Origin of the sequence: Hydrotalea sp. (assembly GCF_049968455.1) — a bacterium.
Lineage (GTDB): Bacteria > Bacteroidota > Bacteroidia > Chitinophagales > Chitinophagaceae > Hydrotalea.
Genome location: NZ_JBMFQT010000010.1, coordinates 93,223 through 116,234, shown reverse-complemented (window position 1 = coordinate 116,234; position 23,012 = coordinate 93,223). Strand labels below are relative to the sequence as shown.

At 34.2% G+C, this 23,012-nt stretch carries 22 protein-coding genes; 11 read left to right on the top strand and 11 right to left on the bottom strand.

Annotation, left to right across the window (positions count from 1 at the left end; translation table 11 throughout):
- Positions 1–32: 32 nt before the first annotated feature.
- The 4 genes from ACP5P5_RS08940 (at position 33) to nhaA (ending at position 3,300) form a co-directional block, all read left to right on the top strand.
- On the top strand, positions 33–545 hold the full coding sequence (locus ACP5P5_RS08940; protein ID WP_428285764.1) for a hypothetical protein: 513 nt from the start codon (positions 33–35) through the stop codon (positions 543–545).
- A 326-nt stretch (positions 546–871) separates the two neighbouring features.
- The gene (locus ACP5P5_RS08935) at positions 872–1,195 is read left to right on the top strand and encodes a Dabb family protein (RefSeq protein ID WP_428285763.1); all 324 of its coding nucleotides are present in this window, start codon (positions 872–874) and stop codon (positions 1,193–1,195) included.
- 75 nt (positions 1,196–1,270) lie between these two features.
- Positions 1,271–1,993 (top strand): ThuA domain-containing protein, encoded by a 723-nt coding sequence (locus ACP5P5_RS08930; RefSeq protein WP_428285762.1) that lies wholly within the window; start codon positions 1,271–1,273, stop codon positions 1,991–1,993.
- A 98-nt stretch (positions 1,994–2,091) separates the two neighbouring features.
- On the top strand, positions 2,092–3,300 hold the full coding sequence (nhaA, locus tag ACP5P5_RS08925) for a Na+/H+ antiporter NhaA (protein ID WP_428285761.1): 1,209 nt from the start codon (positions 2,092–2,094) through the stop codon (positions 3,298–3,300).
- Between the two features lie 36 nt (positions 3,301–3,336).
- Here the strand turns inward: nhaA and hisB are convergent, their stop codons facing one another.
- The 6 genes from hisB to hisG all read right to left on the bottom strand — a co-directional run bounded on the left by hisB (position 3,337) and on the right by hisG (position 9,592).
- Positions 3,337–4,476 carry a bifunctional histidinol-phosphatase/imidazoleglycerol-phosphate dehydratase HisB gene (gene hisB / locus ACP5P5_RS08920; protein WP_428285760.1) on the bottom strand — a complete coding sequence of 380 codons (1,140 nt, stop codon included), beginning with the start codon at positions 4,474–4,476 and terminating at the stop codon, positions 3,337–3,339.
- A gap of 21 nt (positions 4,477–4,497) precedes the next feature.
- Positions 4,498–4,920, bottom strand: a complete 423-nt coding sequence (locus ACP5P5_RS08915; protein ID WP_428285759.1) for a c-type cytochrome — start codon at positions 4,918–4,920, stop codon at positions 4,498–4,500.
- 39 nt (positions 4,921–4,959) lie between these two features.
- Positions 4,960–6,258: a PQQ-dependent sugar dehydrogenase gene (locus tag ACP5P5_RS08910; RefSeq protein WP_428285758.1), complete on the bottom strand. Its 1,299-nt coding sequence runs from the start codon at positions 6,256–6,258 to the stop codon at positions 4,960–4,962.
- 115 nt (positions 6,259–6,373) lie between these two features.
- The gene (gene hisC / locus ACP5P5_RS08905; protein ID WP_428285757.1) at positions 6,374–7,423 is read right to left on the bottom strand and encodes a histidinol-phosphate transaminase; all 1,050 of its coding nucleotides are present in this window, start codon (positions 7,421–7,423) and stop codon (positions 6,374–6,376) included.
- 10 nt (positions 7,424–7,433) lie between these two features.
- Entirely contained in the window at positions 7,434–8,717 is a 1,284-nt protein-coding gene (gene hisD, locus ACP5P5_RS08900; RefSeq protein ID WP_428285756.1) for a histidinol dehydrogenase, read from the bottom strand.
- 11 nt (positions 8,718–8,728) lie between these two features.
- A complete protein-coding gene (hisG, locus tag ACP5P5_RS08895) occupies positions 8,729–9,592 on the bottom strand; it encodes an ATP phosphoribosyltransferase (RefSeq protein WP_428285755.1) in 864 nt (287 codons plus the stop codon).
- 318 nt (positions 9,593–9,910) lie between these two features.
- Here hisG and ACP5P5_RS08890 point away from each other — a divergent pair, with 318 nt between their 5' ends.
- Complete coding sequence (locus ACP5P5_RS08890) at positions 9,911–10,381, top strand: Dps family protein (protein ID WP_428285754.1); 471 nt, start codon at positions 9,911–9,913, stop codon at positions 10,379–10,381.
- A 47-nt stretch (positions 10,382–10,428) separates the two neighbouring features.
- Here the strand turns inward: ACP5P5_RS08890 and ACP5P5_RS08885 are convergent, their stop codons facing one another.
- The 3 genes from ACP5P5_RS08885 to ACP5P5_RS08875 form a co-directional block, all read right to left on the bottom strand.
- On the bottom strand, positions 10,429–10,890 hold the full coding sequence (locus tag ACP5P5_RS08885) for a hypothetical protein (RefSeq protein WP_428285753.1): 462 nt from the start codon (positions 10,888–10,890) through the stop codon (positions 10,429–10,431).
- A 90-nt stretch (positions 10,891–10,980) separates the two neighbouring features.
- Entirely contained in the window at positions 10,981–12,222 is a 1,242-nt protein-coding gene (locus ACP5P5_RS08880; protein ID WP_428285752.1) for a peroxiredoxin family protein, read from the bottom strand.
- Positions 12,223–12,229: 7 nt separating this feature from the next.
- Complete coding sequence (locus ACP5P5_RS08875) at positions 12,230–13,594, bottom strand: glycoside hydrolase family 1 protein (RefSeq protein WP_428285751.1); 1,365 nt, start codon at positions 13,592–13,594, stop codon at positions 12,230–12,232.
- A 115-nt stretch (positions 13,595–13,709) separates the two neighbouring features.
- Here ACP5P5_RS08875 and ACP5P5_RS08870 point away from each other — a divergent pair, with 115 nt between their 5' ends.
- From ACP5P5_RS08870 to ACP5P5_RS08855, 4 genes are read left to right on the top strand one after another with little or no spacing between them, the layout of a single operon-like run.
- On the top strand, positions 13,710–14,354 hold the full coding sequence (locus ACP5P5_RS08870) for a TetR/AcrR family transcriptional regulator (RefSeq protein WP_428285750.1): 645 nt from the start codon (positions 13,710–13,712) through the stop codon (positions 14,352–14,354).
- Between the two features lie 14 nt (positions 14,355–14,368).
- Positions 14,369–15,418 carry an HlyD family secretion protein gene (locus tag ACP5P5_RS08865; protein WP_428285749.1) on the top strand — a complete coding sequence of 350 codons (1,050 nt, stop codon included), beginning with the start codon at positions 14,369–14,371 and terminating at the stop codon, positions 15,416–15,418.
- Positions 15,419–15,428: 10 nt separating this feature from the next.
- The gene (locus ACP5P5_RS08860) at positions 15,429–17,015 is read left to right on the top strand and encodes a DHA2 family efflux MFS transporter permease subunit (protein ID WP_428285748.1); all 1,587 of its coding nucleotides are present in this window, start codon (positions 15,429–15,431) and stop codon (positions 17,013–17,015) included.
- Between the two features lie 36 nt (positions 17,016–17,051).
- Complete coding sequence (locus tag ACP5P5_RS08855; protein WP_428285747.1) at positions 17,052–18,335, top strand: TolC family protein; 1,284 nt, start codon at positions 17,052–17,054, stop codon at positions 18,333–18,335.
- 57 nt (positions 18,336–18,392) lie between these two features.
- Here ACP5P5_RS08855 and ACP5P5_RS08850 read toward each other — a convergent pair whose 3' ends face one another.
- On the bottom strand, positions 18,393–18,776 hold the full coding sequence (locus ACP5P5_RS08850) for an SET domain-containing protein (protein ID WP_428285746.1): 384 nt from the start codon (positions 18,774–18,776) through the stop codon (positions 18,393–18,395).
- Positions 18,777–18,863: 87 nt separating this feature from the next.
- Between ACP5P5_RS08850 and mgtE the strand changes: the two genes are divergently transcribed.
- Positions 18,864–20,273 carry a magnesium transporter gene (gene mgtE, locus ACP5P5_RS08845; protein ID WP_428285745.1) on the top strand — a complete coding sequence of 470 codons (1,410 nt, stop codon included), beginning with the start codon at positions 18,864–18,866 and terminating at the stop codon, positions 20,271–20,273.
- Positions 20,274–20,279: 6 nt separating this feature from the next.
- Here the strand turns inward: mgtE and ACP5P5_RS08840 are convergent, their stop codons facing one another.
- Positions 20,280–22,112, bottom strand: coding sequence for a UbiD family decarboxylase (locus tag ACP5P5_RS08840; RefSeq protein ID WP_428285744.1), 1,833 nt, complete (start codon positions 22,110–22,112; stop codon positions 20,280–20,282).
- A gap of 166 nt (positions 22,113–22,278) precedes the next feature.
- Here ACP5P5_RS08840 and ACP5P5_RS08835 point away from each other — a divergent pair, with 166 nt between their 5' ends.
- Positions 22,279–23,010 carry a pyridoxine 5'-phosphate synthase gene (locus ACP5P5_RS08835; RefSeq protein WP_428285743.1) on the top strand — a complete coding sequence of 244 codons (732 nt, stop codon included), beginning with the start codon at positions 22,279–22,281 and terminating at the stop codon, positions 23,008–23,010.
- The last annotated feature ends 2 nt before the right edge of the window (positions 23,011–23,012 follow it).

The following is a 23,012-nucleotide window of genomic DNA, read 5'->3' as shown; positions in this document are numbered from 1 at the left end:
ATTCAAGTATTTTTGAAAAAATTTATTGATACATGAACAATACATTGGTTATTAGCATTGTAGGCGCAATTATTATTTTGTTTTTGGTCATTAACTTTTGGCCATCCAAAAAACAAAATGAGGAAAAGCCCATGAATAATATGAATAATGATGCCAATAGCCGGTTAATGCAATTACAAGCTTATGAAAGGCTGGTTTTATTAGCCAATAGAATTGCATTACCCAATTTAATCAGCCGTCTAAATACATCTGATATTTCTGCAAAAGAAATGCAAATACTGTTAATACAAACCATTAAGCAGGAATTTGAACACAATATAACACAACAAATTTATGTTAGCACCGATGCTTGGAAAGCCATTAAAAACCTGAAAGATCAAAGTATTTATACCATCAATCAATTAGCACAAAACCTACCTGTTTCTGCTAATGGTTCTGATTTAAATAAATTATTATTAGAATATAGTTTAACAGACAAAAAAGGCAATTTACATGAAGTAGCTTGTGAAGTAATTAGCAATGAAGCCAAAAATGTGTTGAATTAAACTTTATTGTATAAATACAAAAAAACAGATGCAGGTATTAAAAAGGGTAATAATAAACAAGTAGCATTTTGCTTACAAAAAATTGCTACTGCTGCAAAAGAAAATACCAATTTGATGCCTTAGGTTATTGAGGCTGTGGAAAATTATAGTACCATAGTTGAAATTGCTGATGTGCTACGGAAGGTATTTGGTGAATATCAATAATTGATATATGCTAAAAAAATGGCCAAACCAAAAAATTGTAGTCACACATTATATACAATTCTAACTTAAACTATTAACTTAATGTTTTATTTTTTGTACATCTATTTTATAAACTATAAAGCATGATTCCAGAAAATTACTTTATTCATCACGTTTATTTTTGGTTAAAAGAACCCAATAATCAACAAGCACATGTAGCATTGCATGAAGGTTTACAAGCTTTAAGCAAAGTTCCTCAAATTAAAAGTTTTCATATTGGTGTGCTGGCATCAACCAATAGGAATGTTATTGAAAGAAGTTACCATTTTTCATGGCTGGCTATTTTTGAAAATTTAACCGACGAAGAAATATACCAAACCCACCCTATTCATTTACGTTTTATTGAAACCTGCGGCCATTTATGGGAGAAAGTGGTGGTTTTTGATTCTGTATCGCCATCCAAATAAAATAAATTATTCCATTACAATAAGCATAAAACGATTATTGCTTTCTATTTCAAATTATAACTAACAAATCGCCTTATGAAAATATTATCAACAGCTGCTTCAATTTTGTTAGTGGTATTATTGGTATCCTTTAACAAAAAAGAAGATAAGGTTTTAGTATTTAGCAAAACTGCGGGTTATCACCATGAGTCAATTGCTGCAGGCATAGGAGCAATTCAAAAGCTGGGAAAAGAAAATCATTTCATAGTAGATACTACTACTAACAGCAACTTTTTTACCACATCAAATTTAAAAAAATACAAAGCTATTATTTTTTTAAGCACTACCGGTAAAGTTTTCGATGACGCACAAAAAGTAGCTTTTGAAGAATATATACATAACGGAGGTGGATTTGTGGGAATACATGCAGCTACCGATACAGAATACGATTGGCCATGGTATAACCGAATGATTGGTGCTTATTTCAAAAGCCATCCGGAACAACAAAATGCTAATCTGCATGTAGTTGATAACCATTTTATTGCTACCAAGAATTTACCCGAAACTTGGACGCGTTGGGACGAATGGTACAATTTTAAAAATACACATTGGGACAGTGTTCATGTATTACTAACTATTGATGAAAAATCATACCATGGTGGTGAAAATGGTGATTACCATCCCATGAGTTGGTATCATTCATTTGAAGGTGGAAGAGTTTTTTATACAGCATTAGGCCATACAGATGCATCATATAGTGACCCATTATTTTTAGGACACTTATTAGGTGGCATACTCTACACCATGCACAAAAACTAATAATTTTTTTTAAACTATATTGCAGCTTATAATCCTGTAACGGTCATTGCCATTTCTGCAGGGCTATAATTTGTTCATGTTGCAATAATAGTTTGTATATGAGTACGCTTAAGAATAATAAAACACAAAAATGGTTTTATCCTTTGTTGGCATTTATGCACGATAGCCGTTCTATCGGTATAATACTATTAGCATGTACAGCATTATCCCTTATTATCAGTAATATTCCTGCCATAGGTGAAGCATACACGCATTTATGGCATTATCATTTTAATGCAAATGAAGCACATAGTTTCAATGTAATTGGATTGCATTTACCCAATTCGCCTCTGGTTATCATCAATGATTTTTTGATGGCTTTTTTTTTCTTTTTAGCCGGAATGGAAATTAAACGAGAAGTGGTTCAAGGAGAATTAAACACTATTAAAAAGGCGTTACTTCCTTCACTAGGTGCTGTTGGAGGCATGCTTGTACCGGCAATATTGTTTATTCAATTCAATCGTGATTCAGCATTTATGAGCGGATGGGCCATCCCCACGGCTACTGACATTGCATTTTCTTTGGGCATTGCTTCATTACTGGGAAATAAAGTACCGGTTAATCTAAAAATTTTTTTAACAGCATTAGCAATTATTGATGACTTAGGTGCCATTATTGTAATTGCATTATTTTATGGAGAAAAACTGCATTTCATCTATCTGTTAGGTTGTGCTATTGTAATTGTATTATTATGGTGGTTGCAAAAAATGCATAAAAAATTTGCATGGATACAGATTATTTTAGGTGTACTACTTTGGTATTTTATGTTTAATTCCGGCATACATGCCACCGTAGCCGGAGTAATTTTTGCTTTTTTTATTCCTTTAAAAGACATTGTAAATTTTGAAGTTAAACTGCATTTACCGGTTTACTTCATCATCATTCCCATTTTTGCTTTGGCCAATACAGCCATTGTTTTACCACAAAATTTTGCCGAAGCTTTAGATACATCACTTAGCTGGGGCATTATTGCAGGATTAGTAATTGGTAAACCGTTGGGTATTTGCGGTGTGGCTTATTTAATGGTGAAAAGAGGTTGGGCAGTACTGCCTGCAAAAGTAAACTGGCATCATATGATTGGAGCCGGCATGTTGGCAGGTATAGGTTTTACCATGAGTATTTTTATTGCTACACTTGCCTTTAAAAGTGAAAATGAACAAGACATTGCTAAAATTTCAGTATTAATTGCTACAATTATTGCAATGATGTTAGGCTATTTTTGGTTAAAAATTAATAGTAAACCAATTATTACTACTAAAGCAAAGTAAACAGCAATTACATTAAATAATTTTCAATTGCAAATTTTATAAAACCCCTTTAGTACTTGGTAAATAATTAGTAAATGGATCACGCTTAACAGCCATTTTCATTGCTTTTGCAAATGCTTTGAAAATAGCTTCAATTTTGTGATGCTCATTGCTGCCTTTACATGTAATGTTTAAGTTGCATTTAGCCGCATCAGAAAAAGATTTGAAGAAATGAAAGAACATTTCTGTGGGCATATCACCAATTTTTTCTCTTTTAAATTCAGCATCCCAAACCAGCCAACTTCTTCCGCCAAAATCAATTAGCACCTTTGCTTCTGCTTCATCCATGGGCAAGGCAAAACCATAACGTTCCATACCCCTTTTATCTTGCAGTGCTATAGCAAATGCTTCACCCAATGCTATTCCTGTATCTTCAATAGTGTGGTGTTCATCAATATGTAAATCACCTTTAGTAGTAATGCTTATATCCATTTTACCATGTCGGGCAATTTGTTCCAACATATGGTCAAAAAAACCTAAGCCAGTGTGAATATTGGCAACGCCACTACCATCAACATTCAAATCAATATCAATATTGGTTTCATTGGTTTTACGGTTGTGTTTTACGCAACGGTTGGACAGTTTTAGGAAACTATAAATTTCACGCCATTCTAAAGTTTTTAAAGCAATTGTTGAAGTTAAAACATTCATTTCGTCTGAAATTTCAGCACTTCCAAGCAATTCATCACTATTAAGCCAAATTGCTTTGCAACCTAAATTTTTTGCCAGTTGTACATCGGTAATTCTATCGCCAATTACAAAAGAATTAGCCAAATCGTATCCAGGATTATTCATATAGTTTTGAAGCATGGCGGTACCCGGTTTACGCGTTGGCAAATGTTGCTCCGGAAAACTTTTATCAATGCATATTTCTTTAAAATAAATTCCTTCTTGTTGTAAGCAATCCATTATAAAATTTTGTACCGGCCAAAAAGTTTCTTCGGGAAATGAACTTGTGCCTAATCCATCTTGATTGGTAACCATTACTAATTCATAATCTAATTCTTCAGCAATTAAGCCCAAGTATCTAAAAACCTGCGGATAGAATTGTAATTTTTCAAAAGTATCTATTTGATAAGTAGGTGGTACTTCGTTGATGATGGTTCCGTCTCTATCTATGAATAAAATTTTTTTCATGCAAATATGTAAGTCTTTAATTTAATTTTTTTTAGAACGGGTTTGCTTTACCTCAATGAGAGTAACGGCACTGGCTTTATTTCCAAAACTGTTTCTAACATAGGTTAATACATCAGCAATTTGCTGATTGGTTAAGTCATTGTGTGGAGCCATATTATTTGAATAATAATCACCGTCAATCGGTACTCTTTCATTCATTCCGTGCAAAACAATGCTAATTAATTTTGTTTTATCGCCTAAAACATATGAAGTTTGAATTAAAGGCGGATTCATATTAGGGACTCCCCCTCCATCAGCCATGTGGCAAGGCAAACAAACTTTTGTATAAACTTTTTCTCCCCTTTTAACAGATGCTTTTACATCATTTATTTGTGAAGGAGTGAAAGCAGTTATGGCTACTGCTATAACTGCAATAGCCATAACAAAAGAAAAAAACTTTATCATAATGGATGAATTCGAGTTTAAATATTTTTTATCGATCTATTATTTTCCCGTATAAATAATTCTGTAAATAGCACCTTTATTATCATCTGTTATGTACAATGAACCATCAGGCCCTTGTGCCAAACCACAGGGACGGTGTGCATTTCTGGCTGATGTAATAGGTGGTTTTCCGGCAAAACCATTGGCAAAAACTTCCCATTCACCTGTAGGTTTTCCATCTTTAAAAGGAACAAATACTACGTAATAACCCTCTTGAGGTAAGGGAGCACGGTTCCAACTCCCATGAAATGCAATAAATGCACCATGTTTATATCTTTCAGGAAACATTTTACCAGTATAAAATAATAAACCATCGGGTGCCAAATGGCCGGGAAAAGCCATAACAGGATTAATAGCATCTTCACCGGCAGTTTTCTTCCCATCACCACCGTATTCAGGTGCTAATATTTTCTTGTGTTGAATTTGATCGTAATAAATGTAAGGCCATCCGGCATTATCGCCTTTATGAATTTCATACATACATTCAGCAGGCAATTCAGCACTTTGTTGAACTGTAAACAACTTAGGCCAATTATCGTGTAACTGATCGCGACCATGTTGCATTACAAATAATGAATTGGTTTGTGTGTTCCAATCTAAACCTACAACATTTCTTAAACCGGAAGCATAATGAATGCCGTCACCATAAGTTTGATGCATTTGATTGGCTTTGAATTGCCAAATACCTCCGGCAGAATCTAATATTGGACATGGTTTCAAACCCGGACTTCCCGGTACCCTATCTTGTACCTGGCATGCATTGGAATAAGCACCTATGTTAACATATATATTACCACTGTTATCCAATGTAATTGATTTTGATTCATGCTCCCGCCTATTCAATAATCCATGAATTATTTCATCAGGATCATTTGGGTTGCTTACTTCATGTTGATTGTTCAACTTATAACGATATACATTTTCATCGGATGATGCATATAAATAACCATCTTTTAATGCAATACCGGTACCACCATAATTACCAAAACCAATGGCATCATCTATTTTACCATCGCCATTTTTATCTTTTAACAAATAAATGCCGTTCCCATTAAAGGGTTGCGCTAACTTAACATATAAATATCCTTCAGGAGTAATGGCAATGTGTCTTGGTTTACCATAAGAACTGGTTACAATTAATGCACCAAAACCTTTAGGTAAAATTAAACCTGCATTATCGGCATCGGGTTGTATTGAACCGGAATGAACGATAACAGAATCATTAGAATGAATTGTATTAGCATTGGCCATTTGATAAAGACACAATAGCGACATAAAAACAATCAATTTCTTTTTCATACAAGTATTATTTGAGATACAGGAATGTTTTTGCAGTAATGCAAAAACTTAAAAAAAATTTGTTTGACGAGTTAAAGGTAATTAAAGATTGTATGTGGCACTTCAATAATTGATATTACTCAATTGCAGCTAGCGCATCAACCAACATAGTATTTTCCTGCTCCGTACCAATGGTTATACGTAAACATTCATTACAAAGTATAACATTACTCCTATCACGCACCACTATGCCTTTTGTTAATAAATAATTATACACCGATTGTGCATTTTTAACTTTCACTAATAAAAAATTAGCATCAGATGGATACACTTTTTCTACAACAGGTATTTGTAAAAAAACTTTTGCTAAAGCCTCACGCATGGCCACAATTTCTTTAATCATATCGTTAACCATACCCACCTCTTGTAATGCATTTGTTACTATTTCTTGTGTCAGCTGATTAATATTATAAGGAGGCTTTACTTTATCCATTATTGAAATAATGGGCTGCTGAGCAAATGCCATACCCAAACGCAAACCTGCAAGGCCCCATGCTTTACTAAATGTTTGAAGTATTACTAAGTTGGGATATTCAGTTAACTCTTGAATAAACGATTTTTGGCGAGAAAAATTTATGTATGCTTCATCAATTACAACAATGCCATTAAAATTATTTAAAATTGTTTCTATATCCGTTCTGTTTAATGAATTTCCCGAAGGATTGTTAGGTGAACAAAGCCAAATTATTTTTGTGTTACCATCCACTAAATTTTCAATTGCTAAAGTATCAAGTTGAAAATTCGGTGTTAAAGGGGCTTTTTTTACAGCAACATCATTAATAGCTGCTGATACTTCATACATGCCATAAGTTGGCGGGCAAACAATAACATTATTAACTCCTGGTTCACAAAAAGTGCGGAATAATATATCAATACATTCATCACTGCCATTTCCTAAAAAAATTTGATCAGCTGGAACACTTTTTACAGCACTAATTGCAGCTTTTAATTTTTTTTGATGAGGATCAGGATAACGGTTATACCATTTTATAGTAGGTGAACCCAAACTATTTTCATTCGCATCTAAAAACACCGAAGCTTCGCCACTAAACTCATCCCTTGCAGATGAATAGGGCTTTAAAGCAGCAATATTTTTTCGTATTAATGATTGAAGAGAAAATGACATATTAAGTTGTTTAAATTGTTTGATTTAATCTTATCTGAACTGCATTTTTATGTGCTTCTAATCCTTCGGCAATTGCCATTTGCATAACAGCGGGGCCAACTTGTTGCAAGCCTTGTTGTGAAATTTGTTGAAAAGTAATTTTTTTCACAAACGAATCAACACTAACGCCACTATATGCTTTAGCAAAACCGTTAGTAGGCAAAGTATGATTTGTACCGCTGGCATAATCACCTACGCTTTCAGGTGAATAATTGCCTAAGAATACAGAACCGGCATTGGTAATTTTTTCTGCAATTGCTTCAGCATGTTCACATTGAATGATTAAGTGTTCTGCGGCATAGGTATTTACTAAAGCAATAGCATCTTCTAAATCATCTATAATAATACACTTACTGTTTTGTAAGGCTTTTTCTGCAATTGTCTTCCGTGGTAAATTATTTAGCTGTTGTTCAATAGCCTTTATTACTTTTTCCGCTATTATCATTTGGTTTGTTACTAAAACAACCTGGCTGTCGGGGCCATGTTCAGCTTGTGAAAGTAAGTCTGCAGCAATAAAATCGGGATTTGCACTTTCATCGGCCAATACACAAACTTCGCTTGGTCCTGCCGGCATATCAATGGCTACCCCTTGTTGTTGAATGAATTGTTTGGCAGCTGTTACATATTGATTTCCAGGTCCGAAAATTTTATATACCTGAGGTACGGAAGCTGTACCAAAGGCCATTGCTGCAATAGCCTGTACTCCCCCAATAGCAAATACTTTTTCAATGCCCAAAACAGATGCAGTGTATAAGATAACTTCACTAACGGTTCCATCTTTACGTGGCGGAGTACAAACAATCAGTTCTTTACATCCGGCAATTTTAGCAGGAATTGCCAACATAATTAAAGTAGAAAATAATGGTGCTGTTCCACCCGGAATATATAAACCCACTTTTTCTATTGGTACAGATTTTCGCCAACATAATACTCCCGGCATTGTTTCAACTTTTTCAATAGCCTGCACTTGTTTTTGATGAAAAAGACGAATATTTTGAATGGCGATATCAATGGCATTTTTTAAAGCTGCATCTACTTTCTCGCCGGCCTTTTTAATTACTTCCGGAGTAACTTGTAACTGCTTTAGTTCAATATAATCAATGCTTTTTGTAAAAGACTTTACTGCTTCATCACCCTCTGTTTGTACACTTTTTAATATGTGCAAAACAGTGTTTTGTAACGTATCGTTATTAATAGCCGGTCTTTGCAGTATTTGCTGCCAATCGTTGATAGATGGGTTATTAAAAATTTGCATGATAATAGTTTTTAAACAATCATTTTTTCAATAGGTACTACTAAAATTCCCTGCGCACCGGCATTTTTTAGTTGCTCAATTATTTCCCAGAATTGATTTTCACTTAGAACGCTATGAACACTGCTCCACCCTGGTTGTGCTAAAGGTAGAACTGTAGGACTTTTCATGCCCGGTAACAGCGCTATAATTTCTGAAAGTTTATCGTTTGGCGCATTTAATAACACATATTTATTATTCTTCGCCTTTTTTACCGCCTGAATACGAAAAACCAACTTTTCCAGTAATTGTTGTTTTTCTGCAGACAATTGTTGGTGTTGAATTAAAACAGCTTGCGATTTCAATATTACTTCTGCCTCTATTAAACCATTCATAAACAAAGTAGAACCGCTACTCACCAAATCGCATATAGCATCAGCTAAACCAATACCGGGTGCAATTTCAACACTACCACTAATTTCATGTATTTCAGCTTTTATGTTTTTTTGTTGCAGATATTGTTGGAGTATAACCGGATAACTTGTTGCAATTTTTTTACCTTGTAAATATTCGGGGCCATTATATGATTCTCCCTTTTTTACTGCAATAGAAAGACGACACTTTCCAAAGCCCAACTGTTCAACTATTTTTAATTTTTTATTTTTTTCATACACCACATTTTCACCCACAAAACCAATATCTGCCACGGCATCTTCAACATATTGGGGAATATCATCATCTCTTAAAAAAAACACTTCCAATGGAAAATTGCTAGCCTCTGTTTTTAACTGGTTTATGCCATTGGCAACATCAATACCACACTCTTTTAAAAGTTTAATGGAATCATCGTGCAGGCGACCACTTTTTTGTATTGCCAATTTCAACTTTTCAGTTTGCATTTTACTTATTTATTATGGTTATAAAATAAAAAAAGCCTACCGAGGTAAGCTTTTAATGTTATGTTGATACACATAGCAACATCAATCGCTTACCGCGAGGGCATTGAATGATGATAAATATGTGAATGTATGAATGTCATTTTAGAAATTATTGTGCAAATGTAAGGCTATATTCATAATCAATAAAAAAATTTTCCCCCTTTCTTTTTCATCACACTAAAGCATGAATATGTACTAATATTTAAAATTATAGCAGTTTAATAACAAGCTTATCAAATTGAATAAATTAAATTTGTAATGAATTAAAAATTTCATTTTATGAAAGCAAATATTGGAATTAATGAACAGCATGCCCAATTGGCTGCCAAAAGAATGAATCAAATTTTAGCAGACGAATATGTTTTGTACACTAAAGTACGCAACTGCCATTGGAACATTGAAGGCAGCAACTTTATGGAAATGCATAAGTTTTATGAAGACATGTACAATGCCATTGATGAAAAAATTGATGAAATTGCGGAACGCGTTAGAATGTTGGGACATTATGCAGAAGGCAGGTTAAAAGATTTTTTGTCACTAACTAACTTATTAGAAGAAGATTACAGTAACAATCAAAAAAAACAATTAGAAAACTTGTTGAGCGATCATGAAACTTTAATTAGAAATTTACGAAATGATGTAAATACATTTACTGACGAATACAAAGATTTAGGCAACGCTGAATTTTTAACCGGATTAATGGAACTGCATGAAAAATATGCCTGGTTTATTCGTAGTTATCTAAAATAAAAATTGATTGATTATTAAAAGTATGGAATACTGTATATTCCATGCTTTTATTTTTTATGTAAGTGATGCTTCTTGTTTTTATGAAATGCTTTTTGTTGAACAGGTGCATGATGCGGATGTTTTAAATTTCTGCGCATAAAATTACCTAAAACAATAAGTGCGAAAGCAAAAAAAGCTAATATAACAATTAAAAAATTAATGCTATTGATTAGCGTAATTTGGGCAATGATAAAAATTGCTAAAATAATTCCCATAATGATTACAATAGCCGCATAATGTTTTGTATGTTTTACAGTTAAAATCAATGTAACCATACTTCCTACTCCGATAAAAATTAAATACAACCATCCGGGAGTGGCATATGAACTAAAGGGTGTTCCTTGCAAATCATCATACATTAAACCTAATGTTCGCCCACTTGAGTCGTTAATTAATTGAATACCTATAAAAAAAGCAACGATGGCAACTATAACTAAAATAAATATTACGAACTGTCTTATAGCTTTCATGTGGCAAAGTTTTGGCTATTTAAGAATATAAAATGTAGTACGTTAGTATTTAATCTTACTGCTCAACCAGCGTAATTTAGTAAATAAAGTTTATTCGTTATTATTTTTTTGTTGTAGTAAGTACTGAACAGTTTGATAAAATTCCTCTTGAAATTTTTTATAATGCTCACCTGATCCGGGCCCGTAAAAACCGGCATCAATTTTAGCAACCTTTCCATCTTTCCCAACAAAAATTAGCGTAGGAAACACTTTTATAGCTTGTAATTGAGGAAGTGTTTTTTCAGTTTTTAAACTATCGTTTACAGCAACACCAGTAATCAGAATGGGATACTGCACATTAAACCGTTGCTTAAACTTTTCCAAACTGGCTTTAGAACGATTAAAATCTGTACTTAGTTCATAGGCCAATGCCATTACTTCTACCCCTTTATTTTTGTATTGATGATAAAATTTGCTTAAAAACTGTGTTTCATCCATGCAGTTAGGGCACCATGAACCCATTATTTGCAGAATAACTACTTTATTTTTAAGTTTTGCATTAGGAAACAAAATAGGTTGATGATTAAGGTTGGGAAACGTGAAATGCAAAGTAGTTTCATCTGGTTTCATATAGGTAGCAGCAATTGAATCGGGTAATTGTGCATTCTGATTTTTAAAGGCTGAAAATTTTTCTAACCCAGTAGCATCAGAATAAAAAAATCCATTTTTCAATAAAGAATCTTGTTGCACGGTTCCTTCAAATAAATAGGCATGTCCTCCATCAAAGGTGGATAGCTTTAATGTATCGCCATTTACAATTCCACTTAAATATCGATAATCGCCACTAGGAGTTAAAAAAGTGCCCGTTATGGTATTATTGTGTTGCACAAATTCTGCAATAGCTGGACGTGGCGTACCATTGGGGCGAATAAACGTAACTTGCCAACGACCTGATAAATTAGCAACTGCAGGTTGTGTAACAGAAAATTTTTGAGATTGCACTTTTGCTTCAAAAGGCAATAATACAGGTGCACCGGAAGTACCTTTTTTCCATAATCCATGCCACTCAGTGGGGCTAACAATTTTAGCCTTGAATTGCGATTCAAACACCGGCATTTGAATAAGTACCGAATCATTTTTAAACAGAACATTATCTACTAAAAATTTGTCTGCCCCATTTATTAAATACAAAACCGGTTTTTTGTTCAACTGAGTTAATTCAAAATTAAATACAATTGCATGCCCATCGGGGCGTAATAATTTTGCCGTCCATACTTTTTGAGCATTACCATAACTAACTATCAAGAAAAAACTTACAAGTAAAAAAAACGATACAAACTTTCTAATTATCATAAGTAAATTATATATTTTGATTGTGCAAAAAATGTTGCCACCAAATACCCGATGCTTTCATGGTACGCTGTTGTGTTTCAAAATCAACATGCACCAAACCAAAAGGTGCTTTAAATCCTTCTGCCCATTCAAAATTATCGGTTAAAGTCCATGCATAATAACCATCAATAGGTAAGCCATCTTTTTTAGCTTTTAATAATGCAGAAAGATAAATTTTAAAATAATCAATGCGTTTGGTATCCATTATGGTTCCATTCACCAACTTGTCTTTAAAACAAGCGCCATTTTCGGTTACTATGATTGATTTAATTTTTTTGTATGCAGCAAATTGGTTTAAAATTTTATAAAAATCAGTAGCATTTATTTCCCATCCTAAATCGGTACAAGGCACTATTCTTTTTTTGGCTTTAACTTCTACTGCCTGTAGGTAAGGAATGAGCGATTGATATGCTACTGTTACAGGAAAATAATTTTGTAAGCCAATAAAATCAAAATCAAATTGCATACGTTCAGTATATTTCCAAGCCTTTGTAAACAAATGTAATCGATCCATTAAGATAAAATTTTCTGAAGATGGATAACCTAAACCTAAAGTAGGCTCAATCAACAGTCTATTTAATAAAATGTCTATGCGTTCTGCAGCTAATTGATCTTCTTTTTTTTCGGAAGCGGGATTGACTTTACTGCAGGAAAAAGTTGTACCAATTTTTGCATCTTTTACTAAAGCGCGAACAATTCGTCCGCCTTCAGCCTGACACAATGCAGCGTTATGAACAGCAGCAAAAAATTGCTGAATGCCAGATTTTCCGGGAGCATGTTTGCCCAACATATACCCTAAAGATGTAAAACCTATAGGCTCGTTCAGTATAATCCATTGCTTTACTTTGTGCCCATATTCTTGCATGCAAAGTGTAACATATTTACTAAACCATTTCAACATGGAGTGAGAAGTCCACCCACCTTCTTTTTGCAGGGCTAAAGGCAAATCCCAATGATACAAAGTAATGCATGGTGTAATGTCTAAAGCTAAACAAGCGTCAATTAACTGATGATAAAAAGCAATGCCACTTTTATTAACAGCCCCGGTACCATTCGGTAAAATACGACTCCAGGAAATTGAGAATCGAAAAACATTAAATCCCATTTGTTTTACGAGCAACAAATCGGTTTTATAACGATGATAAAAATCACAGCATTCTGTTGGTTTAGCATGCCCTTTTATTTTACCCGAACGTTGTGCAAAATCATCCCAAATAGAAGGCCCACGACCGTACAAATTAGCTGCACCCTCATTTTGCGCTGCAGCAATAGCAATGCCCCATTGAAAATTTGGTCCGAAATCTTGCTTTCTTAACACCGAGTTTATAGACATATGAAACCTAAAATTGAGGCTTTAATTTTAATTCTACATTAAATTTTTATAAAAATAAATCAAACGTTTGTTTAAATCAAACACTTGTTTAACTTTGCAGCGTAAATTATTTTGTATGTGTGCAGATAAGTTAGATAAGCGTGAAGTGATTATGGAGACTGCCTTATCCTTGTTTTCCGAAAAAGGCTATGAAGGCACATCCATACGCGACATAGCACAAAAAGCAGAAGTAAACTTGGCCATGATTAATTATTACTTCGGCTCGAAGGAAAAATTATTTGAAGCCATTGTAGAGGAACGGATTAATAAATTACAGGTAAAGTTTGACGAATTAGAAAACGATAAAACCCTGAATGAAATTGAAAAAATTGATTTAATCATTGAATATTATGTAGACCGATTCTTCTCAAATCCAGACTTTCATAAAGTTATGGAACAGGAAATGTTGGTATCGAACAGGCATGAACTACATCAAATTCTTATTGAATCAATTAACAAGAAAATTAATTTCTTTTCAAAAACCATTGAGAAAGGCATAAGAAAAAAAATATTTAAAAAGGTAGATGCACCCTTACTTTTTGCCACTATTGTTGGTACCATTAATCAGGTACTAAAATCAAAATCGGTTTGTTGTTTATTTATTGTAAAAAATACAGAAACAGATTTTGACCCTTACATTGATGAACATTTTCGAAAAAGACTTGTTACACACATTCAACAAATTGTTCATTCCTCTCTTTTAAACTCCGAAACAAAATAAACCAAGAAAAATACATGGAACAGCAAGCAAAAGAACCCAAGAAAAAATCACCTGTCAGATTAATCGTACTAATAGTTGTATTGTTGATAGCAGGGTATTTTATTTTCGATAAAATAAAATTTGCGCTAACCCACGAAACTACCGATGATGCACAGGTTGAAGGACAAATTACACCGGTATTACCCCGAGTTTCAGGTTACATTAAAAAACTATACATAAGAGATTATGATAGCGTGAAAGCCGGTGCATTAGTTGCAGAAATTGATGATGCTGATTTACAATTGCAATTAAAGGAAATGGAAGCATCATTAGCACAAACAAAAATTGATATTGTAAACGCAAAAGCTTCTTTAAACAATGCCTTGGTATCGTTGAAAGTTAATAAAGGCAATATTGATTTAAGTGAAATTCGCTTAAAGAAAGCAGAGCAAGATTTGAATAGAGACAAAAATTTGTTTGCAGCCGAAGCAATTACCAAAAAACAATTAGATGACTCGCAATACAATTATGAAACTGCTTTACAACAATATCAAAACAGCCATCGTGATTATAACGCAGCCGACAGTAGAATTGCTGTTTTAAAAGCTGCAGTAGAGAAAGCGGAAGCTTCCATTGCCGTTCAGCAGGCAAAAATTGATCAACAAAAATTAAAACTTACTTACACCAAAATTTTTGCTCCTCAATCAGGAAAAATTGGAAAAAGAAATATCAGTGAAGGCCAATTTGTTCAGGAAGGCACACCTTTATTTTCAATTGTTGATGACAGCAATTATTGGGTAGTAGCCAATTTTAAAGAAAATCAATTACAACATTTACATACCGGTAAGAAAGTTGAAATTGAAATTGATGCTTATCCCAATAAAAAATTCACCGGAACAGTAGCCAATTTAAGTGATGCTACCGGGGCTAAATTCGCATTGTTACCGCCCGATAATTCTAGTGGTAACTTTGTAAAAGTTACTCAACGTGTTCCAGTTAAAATTAATTTCGACAATCTTGATCAGATTAAAGATTTGATGCGTGCAGGACTCAGTGTATATGTAGTTGCAAACAATAAAGATTAATTAAAAAAACATGGCGACACCAAAAGGATTTGCCCGATTTATTATTGTATTAACTACAGTTACTGCTGCAGTAATGGAGCTAATTGATACATCAATAGTAAACGTGGCTTTAAATGATATGAGTGGAAGTTTGGGCGTAAGCATTGAAGATATTAGTTGGGTTATTACCTCATATGCTATTGCCAATGTAATTATTATTCCATTAACCGGATTTTTAGCTGAATATTTTGGTCGTAAAAATTATTACTTGGTATCAATGATCATTTTTACGGCTGCATCATACATGTGTGCACAGTCTACTTCTTTGGTTGAAATAATTGCTTGGCGTTTTGTTCAGGGTATTGGAGGTGGTGCATTATTATCAACTTCGCAAGCAATTTTATTCGATGCATTTGAGCCAAAAGACCGCCCTATTGCTTCTGGCTTATTTGGTATGGGTATTGTACTAGGTCCAACATTAGGTCCAACTTTGGGAGGATACATTATTGACCATGCTTCTTGGCCATTAATATTCATGATTAATATACCCATTGGTATTATTGCTACAATGCTTACTTTTTATTTTATTGAAAAAAAGGAAGGCGAAGGGAAAAAGAAAAAATCAATTCATATTGATTATAACGGTATACTATTGCTGGCAGCCGGTATTGGTTGTTTACAATTTGTATTGGAACGGGGTGAAGCTGATGATTGGTTTAGCAGCGATGCCATTCGAATTTGCTCTATAATTGCAGTTGTTGGTATTATCGGCTTTATTATTTATGAATTAAGTATTGATGAGCCGGCAGTAAACTTACGCGTACTTGGCAATCGTAATTTAGCATTTACAACCATTTTTACTTTTGTAGCCGGATTAGGGCTATTCACTTCGGTATTTGTTTATCCTATTTTAGCACAACGTATTTTAGGATTTACGGCTTACGAAACAGGTATTTCATTATTGCCACCTACCCTTATGGCAGTAGTAATGTTACCCATTGTTGGTAAAATTATGAGTAAAGGAGTTTCACCTATTCCTTTTGTAGTAGTTGGATTCTTATTATTTGCAGCATATAGTATTCTTACATCACAAGTTAGTCCTGATGTAGGCAAATGGGATTTCTTTTTCCCACTATTGCTTCGAGCCATTGGTATATCAATGGTGCAATTACCATTGATTAATCAAGCAGTTGCAGGATTAGAACCTAAAGATTATGCAGCGGGCATTTCTTTAAACAATATGATTCGTCAATTAGGGGGAGCATTTGGTATTGCAATGGCCAATAACTATATTTCACACCAATATGCACAACACCGAACCGACTTAGTTAGTAAAATGCCGGAAGGTTCCCCTCTCTTAAATCAGCGGGTACATACCATAGCTGGTGGTTTAATGAGTAAAACAGGCGCTACTTTACAAGATGCTACCCACCAAGCTTACGGTTTTATAAATGCATCAGTTGAACGACAATCCTATTATTTAGCTTATTTAGATACATTCCGATTAGTGGCTATATTTTTTATTTTGGTAATTCCACTAGTTGCATTTTTAAGAGTAAAAAAACAAAGTGATGCAGAAAAAGCCGCTATGTTGAAGGCTGCTAGTGAAGCCCATTAAATATATATAAAAAAGCAATAATTAAAATAAATGAAAATGAAAAAAAATATTTTGCTTTTATTGTTTAGTATGTATGCAGTTTATGGAACCGCACAAGTACAGATCAATACTGAGCTAAAAAGTTTAATCAATCAATCTTTTACATACTACCCAAAAGTAAAAGAGGTTAATAATACCATCAGCACCGCACAACAAAAATTAGAATTAACAAAGTTGAATAATATGCCTGAGGTTACAGGTAATGCAAGCTACGCTTATATTCAACCAAAAATTACTATTCCACTAGGAGGTACAGACTTTCAATTTGCACCCGTGAATAGTGTAAACGCCAGCATTAACGCACAATATGCAATAATAGATTTTGGACGTTTAAAAGCAAACATCGAAAAATCGAAAGATGAATTACAAACTGCTACACACAGTCTTTCCTATGTTAAGGCACAACTAGCCAATCAAGTTGCTACTATTTATTACAATATTGTATACCTGAAAAAAGCAATTGCCATTCAGGATAGCGTTTTAAAATTCTTAAACGATAATAAAAAAATTGTTGATGCTAAATTGCAAAATGGCGACGCATTAAAGGTGGATGTATTAAATATTCAAGCTGCAATTGATAATGAGCAAAACAGAAAAGTTGATTTACAAAATAATATACAAAAACAATTGAACTTATTGAATTACACTACCGGCATAAGTTTAGCCAATGGTACTCAGTTCGATTTTGATTTAACAGCCACCAACAACATTGACGATTTAATTGCAATTGCTCAGGCAACCAACATGGATTTTGTGATTATGAAAGATAAAATTAAAGAAGCTTTAAGCGATGTAAATATTGCCAAATTAGCGAACAAACCAATGGTGGGTTTACAAGCTTCTGCAGGATACAAAAATGGTTATATACCCGAAGTAGAAAATCCGCGTTTTAATTATTTAGCGGGTATTGGTATTACTGTTCCTATTTATAATGGCGGTAAAACAAAACAACAAGTAAAACTGGCACAAAACATTGTTAAGCAAAATGAATTAGCACAAGAAACATTGAATAATAATTATAAAAAAGATATACAGCAAGCCCTGACCGATATTAAAAGCAATATGGAAAGAATTCAAAATACACAAGGGCAAATTGATGAAGCAAAATATGCCGAAAGATTGGCTGCTGCTCGCTTCCTAAATGGTACAGGCACTAACTTAGAATTAACTAATGCCAGCACTAATGTTCAAAGAGCTGAATTAACCAGATTACAATACCAATATCAGTTATGCTTAGCAAAAGTTGAATTAGCCCGTTTACTAGGCTATCAATATTGGTAACATTTTTTATAGTTGGGTTTTGGTGAATTACGGGGTTGTATTCTTACAACCCCATTTTTATTTAGCATCAAACCAAATTGGGGTATTATCGGTTGGATTCGCATTGTAGTTAATAAAAATTTCCTCTCCCTTAGCAATTTTTCTTACAGTTTTAATGGTCATAGTGGCGTGTTCAAAGTCCATTGTATAATCGGCATTAGCATTATAATCATGATTGTACATGGATAAATAACCTAAACCAATGGCAGCTTTCTTTCCTGTTTTACCCCATTCAAATATATAATTATACAATAATGTTTGTTCTACCATAGCCCTTTCATTTTTGTTAAGTACCAAAACCGGAGAAATTTCAATTACAGTGCCGGCTTTTAAATGAATAGTTGTAAAAACACCTCTACCACCCTTTATTGATGGTGCAATGGTTAAACAAGGTAGAATCATAATAATAGTAGGTAAGAAGAAAACGAAGTTAATAGGAATTAATCATTCTGTATTTTTTTGTGCTAACTGAAAATATTAAATTGCATTATGGCCGGAAATTATGTAAACCATACTGCAATAGAGGAACAATTTTTACATTACCTTCAAGAAAGGAATCAAGATGCCCTATCCTATTTTCTGAATAATTTGCACATTACCGACGTAGTTGAATTAATTAACCAGTATCCGGAGCATGAAGCATACATTATCAACCTAATGTCAATGCATCGGGCTATTCATGTATTCAAAATATTAGATTTAACGCAACAAAAAAATATTGTCAAATCATTATCCGTCGCCAAAACAGCCGAGTTACTAAATGAATTACCGCCCGATGATAGAACTTCTTTTTTATCGGAATTACCCAATGCAACAATTCGCGATTTAATTAAACTTTTAAACCCGGAAGAAAGAAAAATTACCCTTTCCTTGTTGGGATATCCGGAAGATTCGGTTGGTCGTTTAATGACACCCGACTATGTGTATGTTTATGAATACAATACAATTGAAGAAGTTTTCGCAACTATAAGAAAATATGCAAAAAACAGCGAAACCATTGATGTGATTTATGTAATTAACCAAAATGGTGAACTGTTAGATGATTTACGCATAAAAGATATTTTATTAGCATCGCCTAGCACCCTTGTTTCGGAAATTATGGATGGAAGGGTAATTACCTTAAATGTTCACGATGATCAAGAATATGCCAATCAGGTATTTAAAATGAATAACAGAGTGGCATTGCCGGTTGTGGACGATAATAATATTTTGTTAGGTATTGTAACTATTGATGACATTTTATGGGTTACCAATGAAGAATTTAGTGAAGATATTCAGAAGATTGGTGGAACCGAGGCATTAGATGAACCTTATCTTGACATTTCGTTTTTTAAATTAATAAAGAAAAGGGTTGGCTGGTTAATTGTTTTATTCTTAAGTGAAATGCTTACCGCTACTGCTATGGCATTTTTTGCTGATGAAATTGAAAAAGCTGTCGTGCTTTCTATTTTCGTACCACTAATCATGTCAAGTGGTGGCAATAGCGGATCACAAGCGTCAACCTTAATCATTCAAGCAATGGCTGTTGGAGATGTATCATTAAGTGATTGGTGGCGTGTAATGAGGCGAGAAATAAGCAGTGGTGTGGTTTTAGGAAGCATTTTAGGATTTATTGGTTTTGTCCGTATTGCCAGTTGGCATGTGTTAATGCAACATGGCATTATTCAAAATTTATATGGAGAACATTGGTTATTAATTGGCTTTACCGTAGGTGTAAGTTTAATTGGCGTTGTATTATGGGGAACTTTATCCGGCTCTATGCTACCCATTTTATTAAAAAAATTAGGGGCCGACCCGGCAGTATCCTCCGCACCATTCGTTGCTACATTAGTTGACGTTACAGGACTGATTATTTACTTTAGTGTAGCATATTTGTTTTTACAAGGCATTCTGCTGTAACAATTCCTATTCAATACCGTACAAACTTCCACCCTTCGCAAATAATTTATCAATCTTTTTATTGGTTTCGGGTAATACTTCAACTGCCGGTGCATGGTATGGTTTAATACGAGCATCAATAACCAAGGGGCCTTTACAACCCCAATGCTTATGCTCAACAAAAGCATGAATACCATGTATATCGTGTGAAGGATTTGAACGAGTAAATGTAACCCACAAAAAATTTTGAAGATTTTTAGCAGTAAATCCACTATCATCGCACAACACAATTAATGCTACATTTTGTAATGCATCTTCCGACAATCCTGTGTTAATGCATTCTATTAGTTGTAAAGTTTCTGCCTCACTACTATAAGCCGGTGCTGAAATAACCACAACACCGGGTAATGCCAATTGTGCATTATAAAAAGGCAAACATTCATGCATACTCGAAGGGACTTCTGTACATAAGCTACGTATGGGTTTTCCATAAGCAGCCAAAACTACTTTACTACCCTTATTTAATCCGGTACCACTATAATCAAGCGTATCAATACTGGTGTTTGTATAAAAATGCACATCCCGGCTAAAGTCTATCCTTTCCAATATATACTGCATAAATGCGGGTACGTTGTGAGCATTTACTGGTGCATCATATTCAGCAGTAATGAATAAATATTTAGCCAAACTTAACTGCCCCGTACCTAATATATGATTTGCAATGGTTAAAATTTCAGCGGGTTGCTGTGTTGGATTGTAAGGTGTATAACGCTCACTTCCCACTGCTAACAATAAAGGGTGTACACCGGCTGCATCAACGGCATGCACTTCTTTTACACCGGGTATTTCTTTGGCAATGGCATTCCCTGTTAACTCATGAATTAAAGCCCCGAAACTAGTATCTTCTTGAGGTGGTCTTCCCACTACCGTAAAAGGCCAAATAGCATTTTTACGTGCATAAACTTTATGCACATGCATTAATGGAAATGGGTGTTGTAAACTATAATAACCTAAATGATCACCAAATGGGCCTTCAGGTTTTAATTCACCGGGCAATACTTCTCCTGTAATAACAAAATCAGCGTCTGTACTTACCGCAAAACCATCTACATAAGTATATCTAAAACGGCGATTTCCTAACACACCGGCAAAAGCCATTTCACTCATTCCTTCCGGCAAAGGCATTACTGCAGCTAAAGTATGGGCAGGTGGTCCGCCTACGAAACAACTTACTTTTAGCGGCAATCCCTTTGCGTTTGCTTTTGTTTGATGCACGCCTATTCCACGATGCAATTGATAATGCAATCCTATTTCCTTTTTTAAGATGTAATCATTACCCGTTAATTGTATTCTATACATGCCTAAGTTGGCATGCATAATACCTGGTGCATCAATATCCTCTGTATAAACTTGGGGTAGGGTAACAAATGCACCTCCATCTTTGGGCCAATGTTGAATTAGTGGTAAATCACTAATGGCAATTTCATTGGCTAAAACCGGTTTATGGCTTGGATGCTTTAAAGGGAAGGCTTTTATAGCGGCCCATCCTGTACGCATATTTTTAATGGGCGATTGAATAGCCTTGATTGGATTATTTTTTAGCTCAATTAATTGTTGAACCAATTTAAAAGTGTCCCTAAAAATAAATTTACTTCTTTCTACTGTTCCAAATATATTTGATGCAGCTCTGAATTTGCTTCCTTTTACATTTTCAAACAATAAAGCCGGGCCTCCTGCCGCATGTACCCTTAAATGAATGGCAGCCATTTCTAAATAAGGATCTACTTCTTCTTTTACCCTTACTAAATGGCCATGCTTTTCTAAATCAATTAAACAAGATTCCAAACTGTTATACGACATAATAATGAAACACTTAGGCTTTAAAATTGTTGTTGCGAAGGTAGTGCTGTTTTACGGAAAGATACCTGTTTGCCCTAACGGGTTTAATAGCAAAACAGGAATAGAAAATGAATGAATACTTTTGCCATTTTTACAATTACTTTGCATAATTATATAATCAATCATCATGCATACCCGCTTAAGTGTAAACATTAATAAAATTGCCACATTGCGTAATGCCCGAGGAGGTAACAATCCCAATGTTTTGAAAGCAGCCATTGATGCACAGCTTTTTGGTGCAGAAGGCATTACCGTGCATCCACGCCCCGACGAAAGGCATATTACTTATAAAGATGTTCGAGAAATAAAACCTATTATTACCACCGAATTCAATATTGAAGGGAACCCATCAGAAAAAAAATTTATTGATTTAGTATTAGAAGTAAAGCCGCATCAAGTAACATTGGTTCCCGATGCCTCTCAACAACTTACCAGTGATCATGGGTGGGATACCATAAAAAATAAAGCATTCTTAATAGATGTAATTAGTACTTTTAAAAAAGCTGGTATTCGGGTTTCAATATTTGTTGATCCAGATTTAAAAATGGTAGAGGCTGCTTCCAATACTTTTACCGATAGAATTGAACTTTATACAGAAGGATATGCTCGACTATTTGCAGCAGGAAATCCAATAAAAGCTATTAAACCCTATGTTGCCGCAGCCGAACTGGCAAATAAACTTAGATTAGGTATTAACGCTGGCCACGATTTAGATTTGCATAATTTAGCCTATTTTAAAAAACATATTCCAAATTTAGATGAGGTAAGTATTGGCCATGCAATTATTAGTGATGCACTTTATTTGGGATTTGAAAATACCATACAACTTTACAAACGTCAATTGCAAACTGAAGCATAATT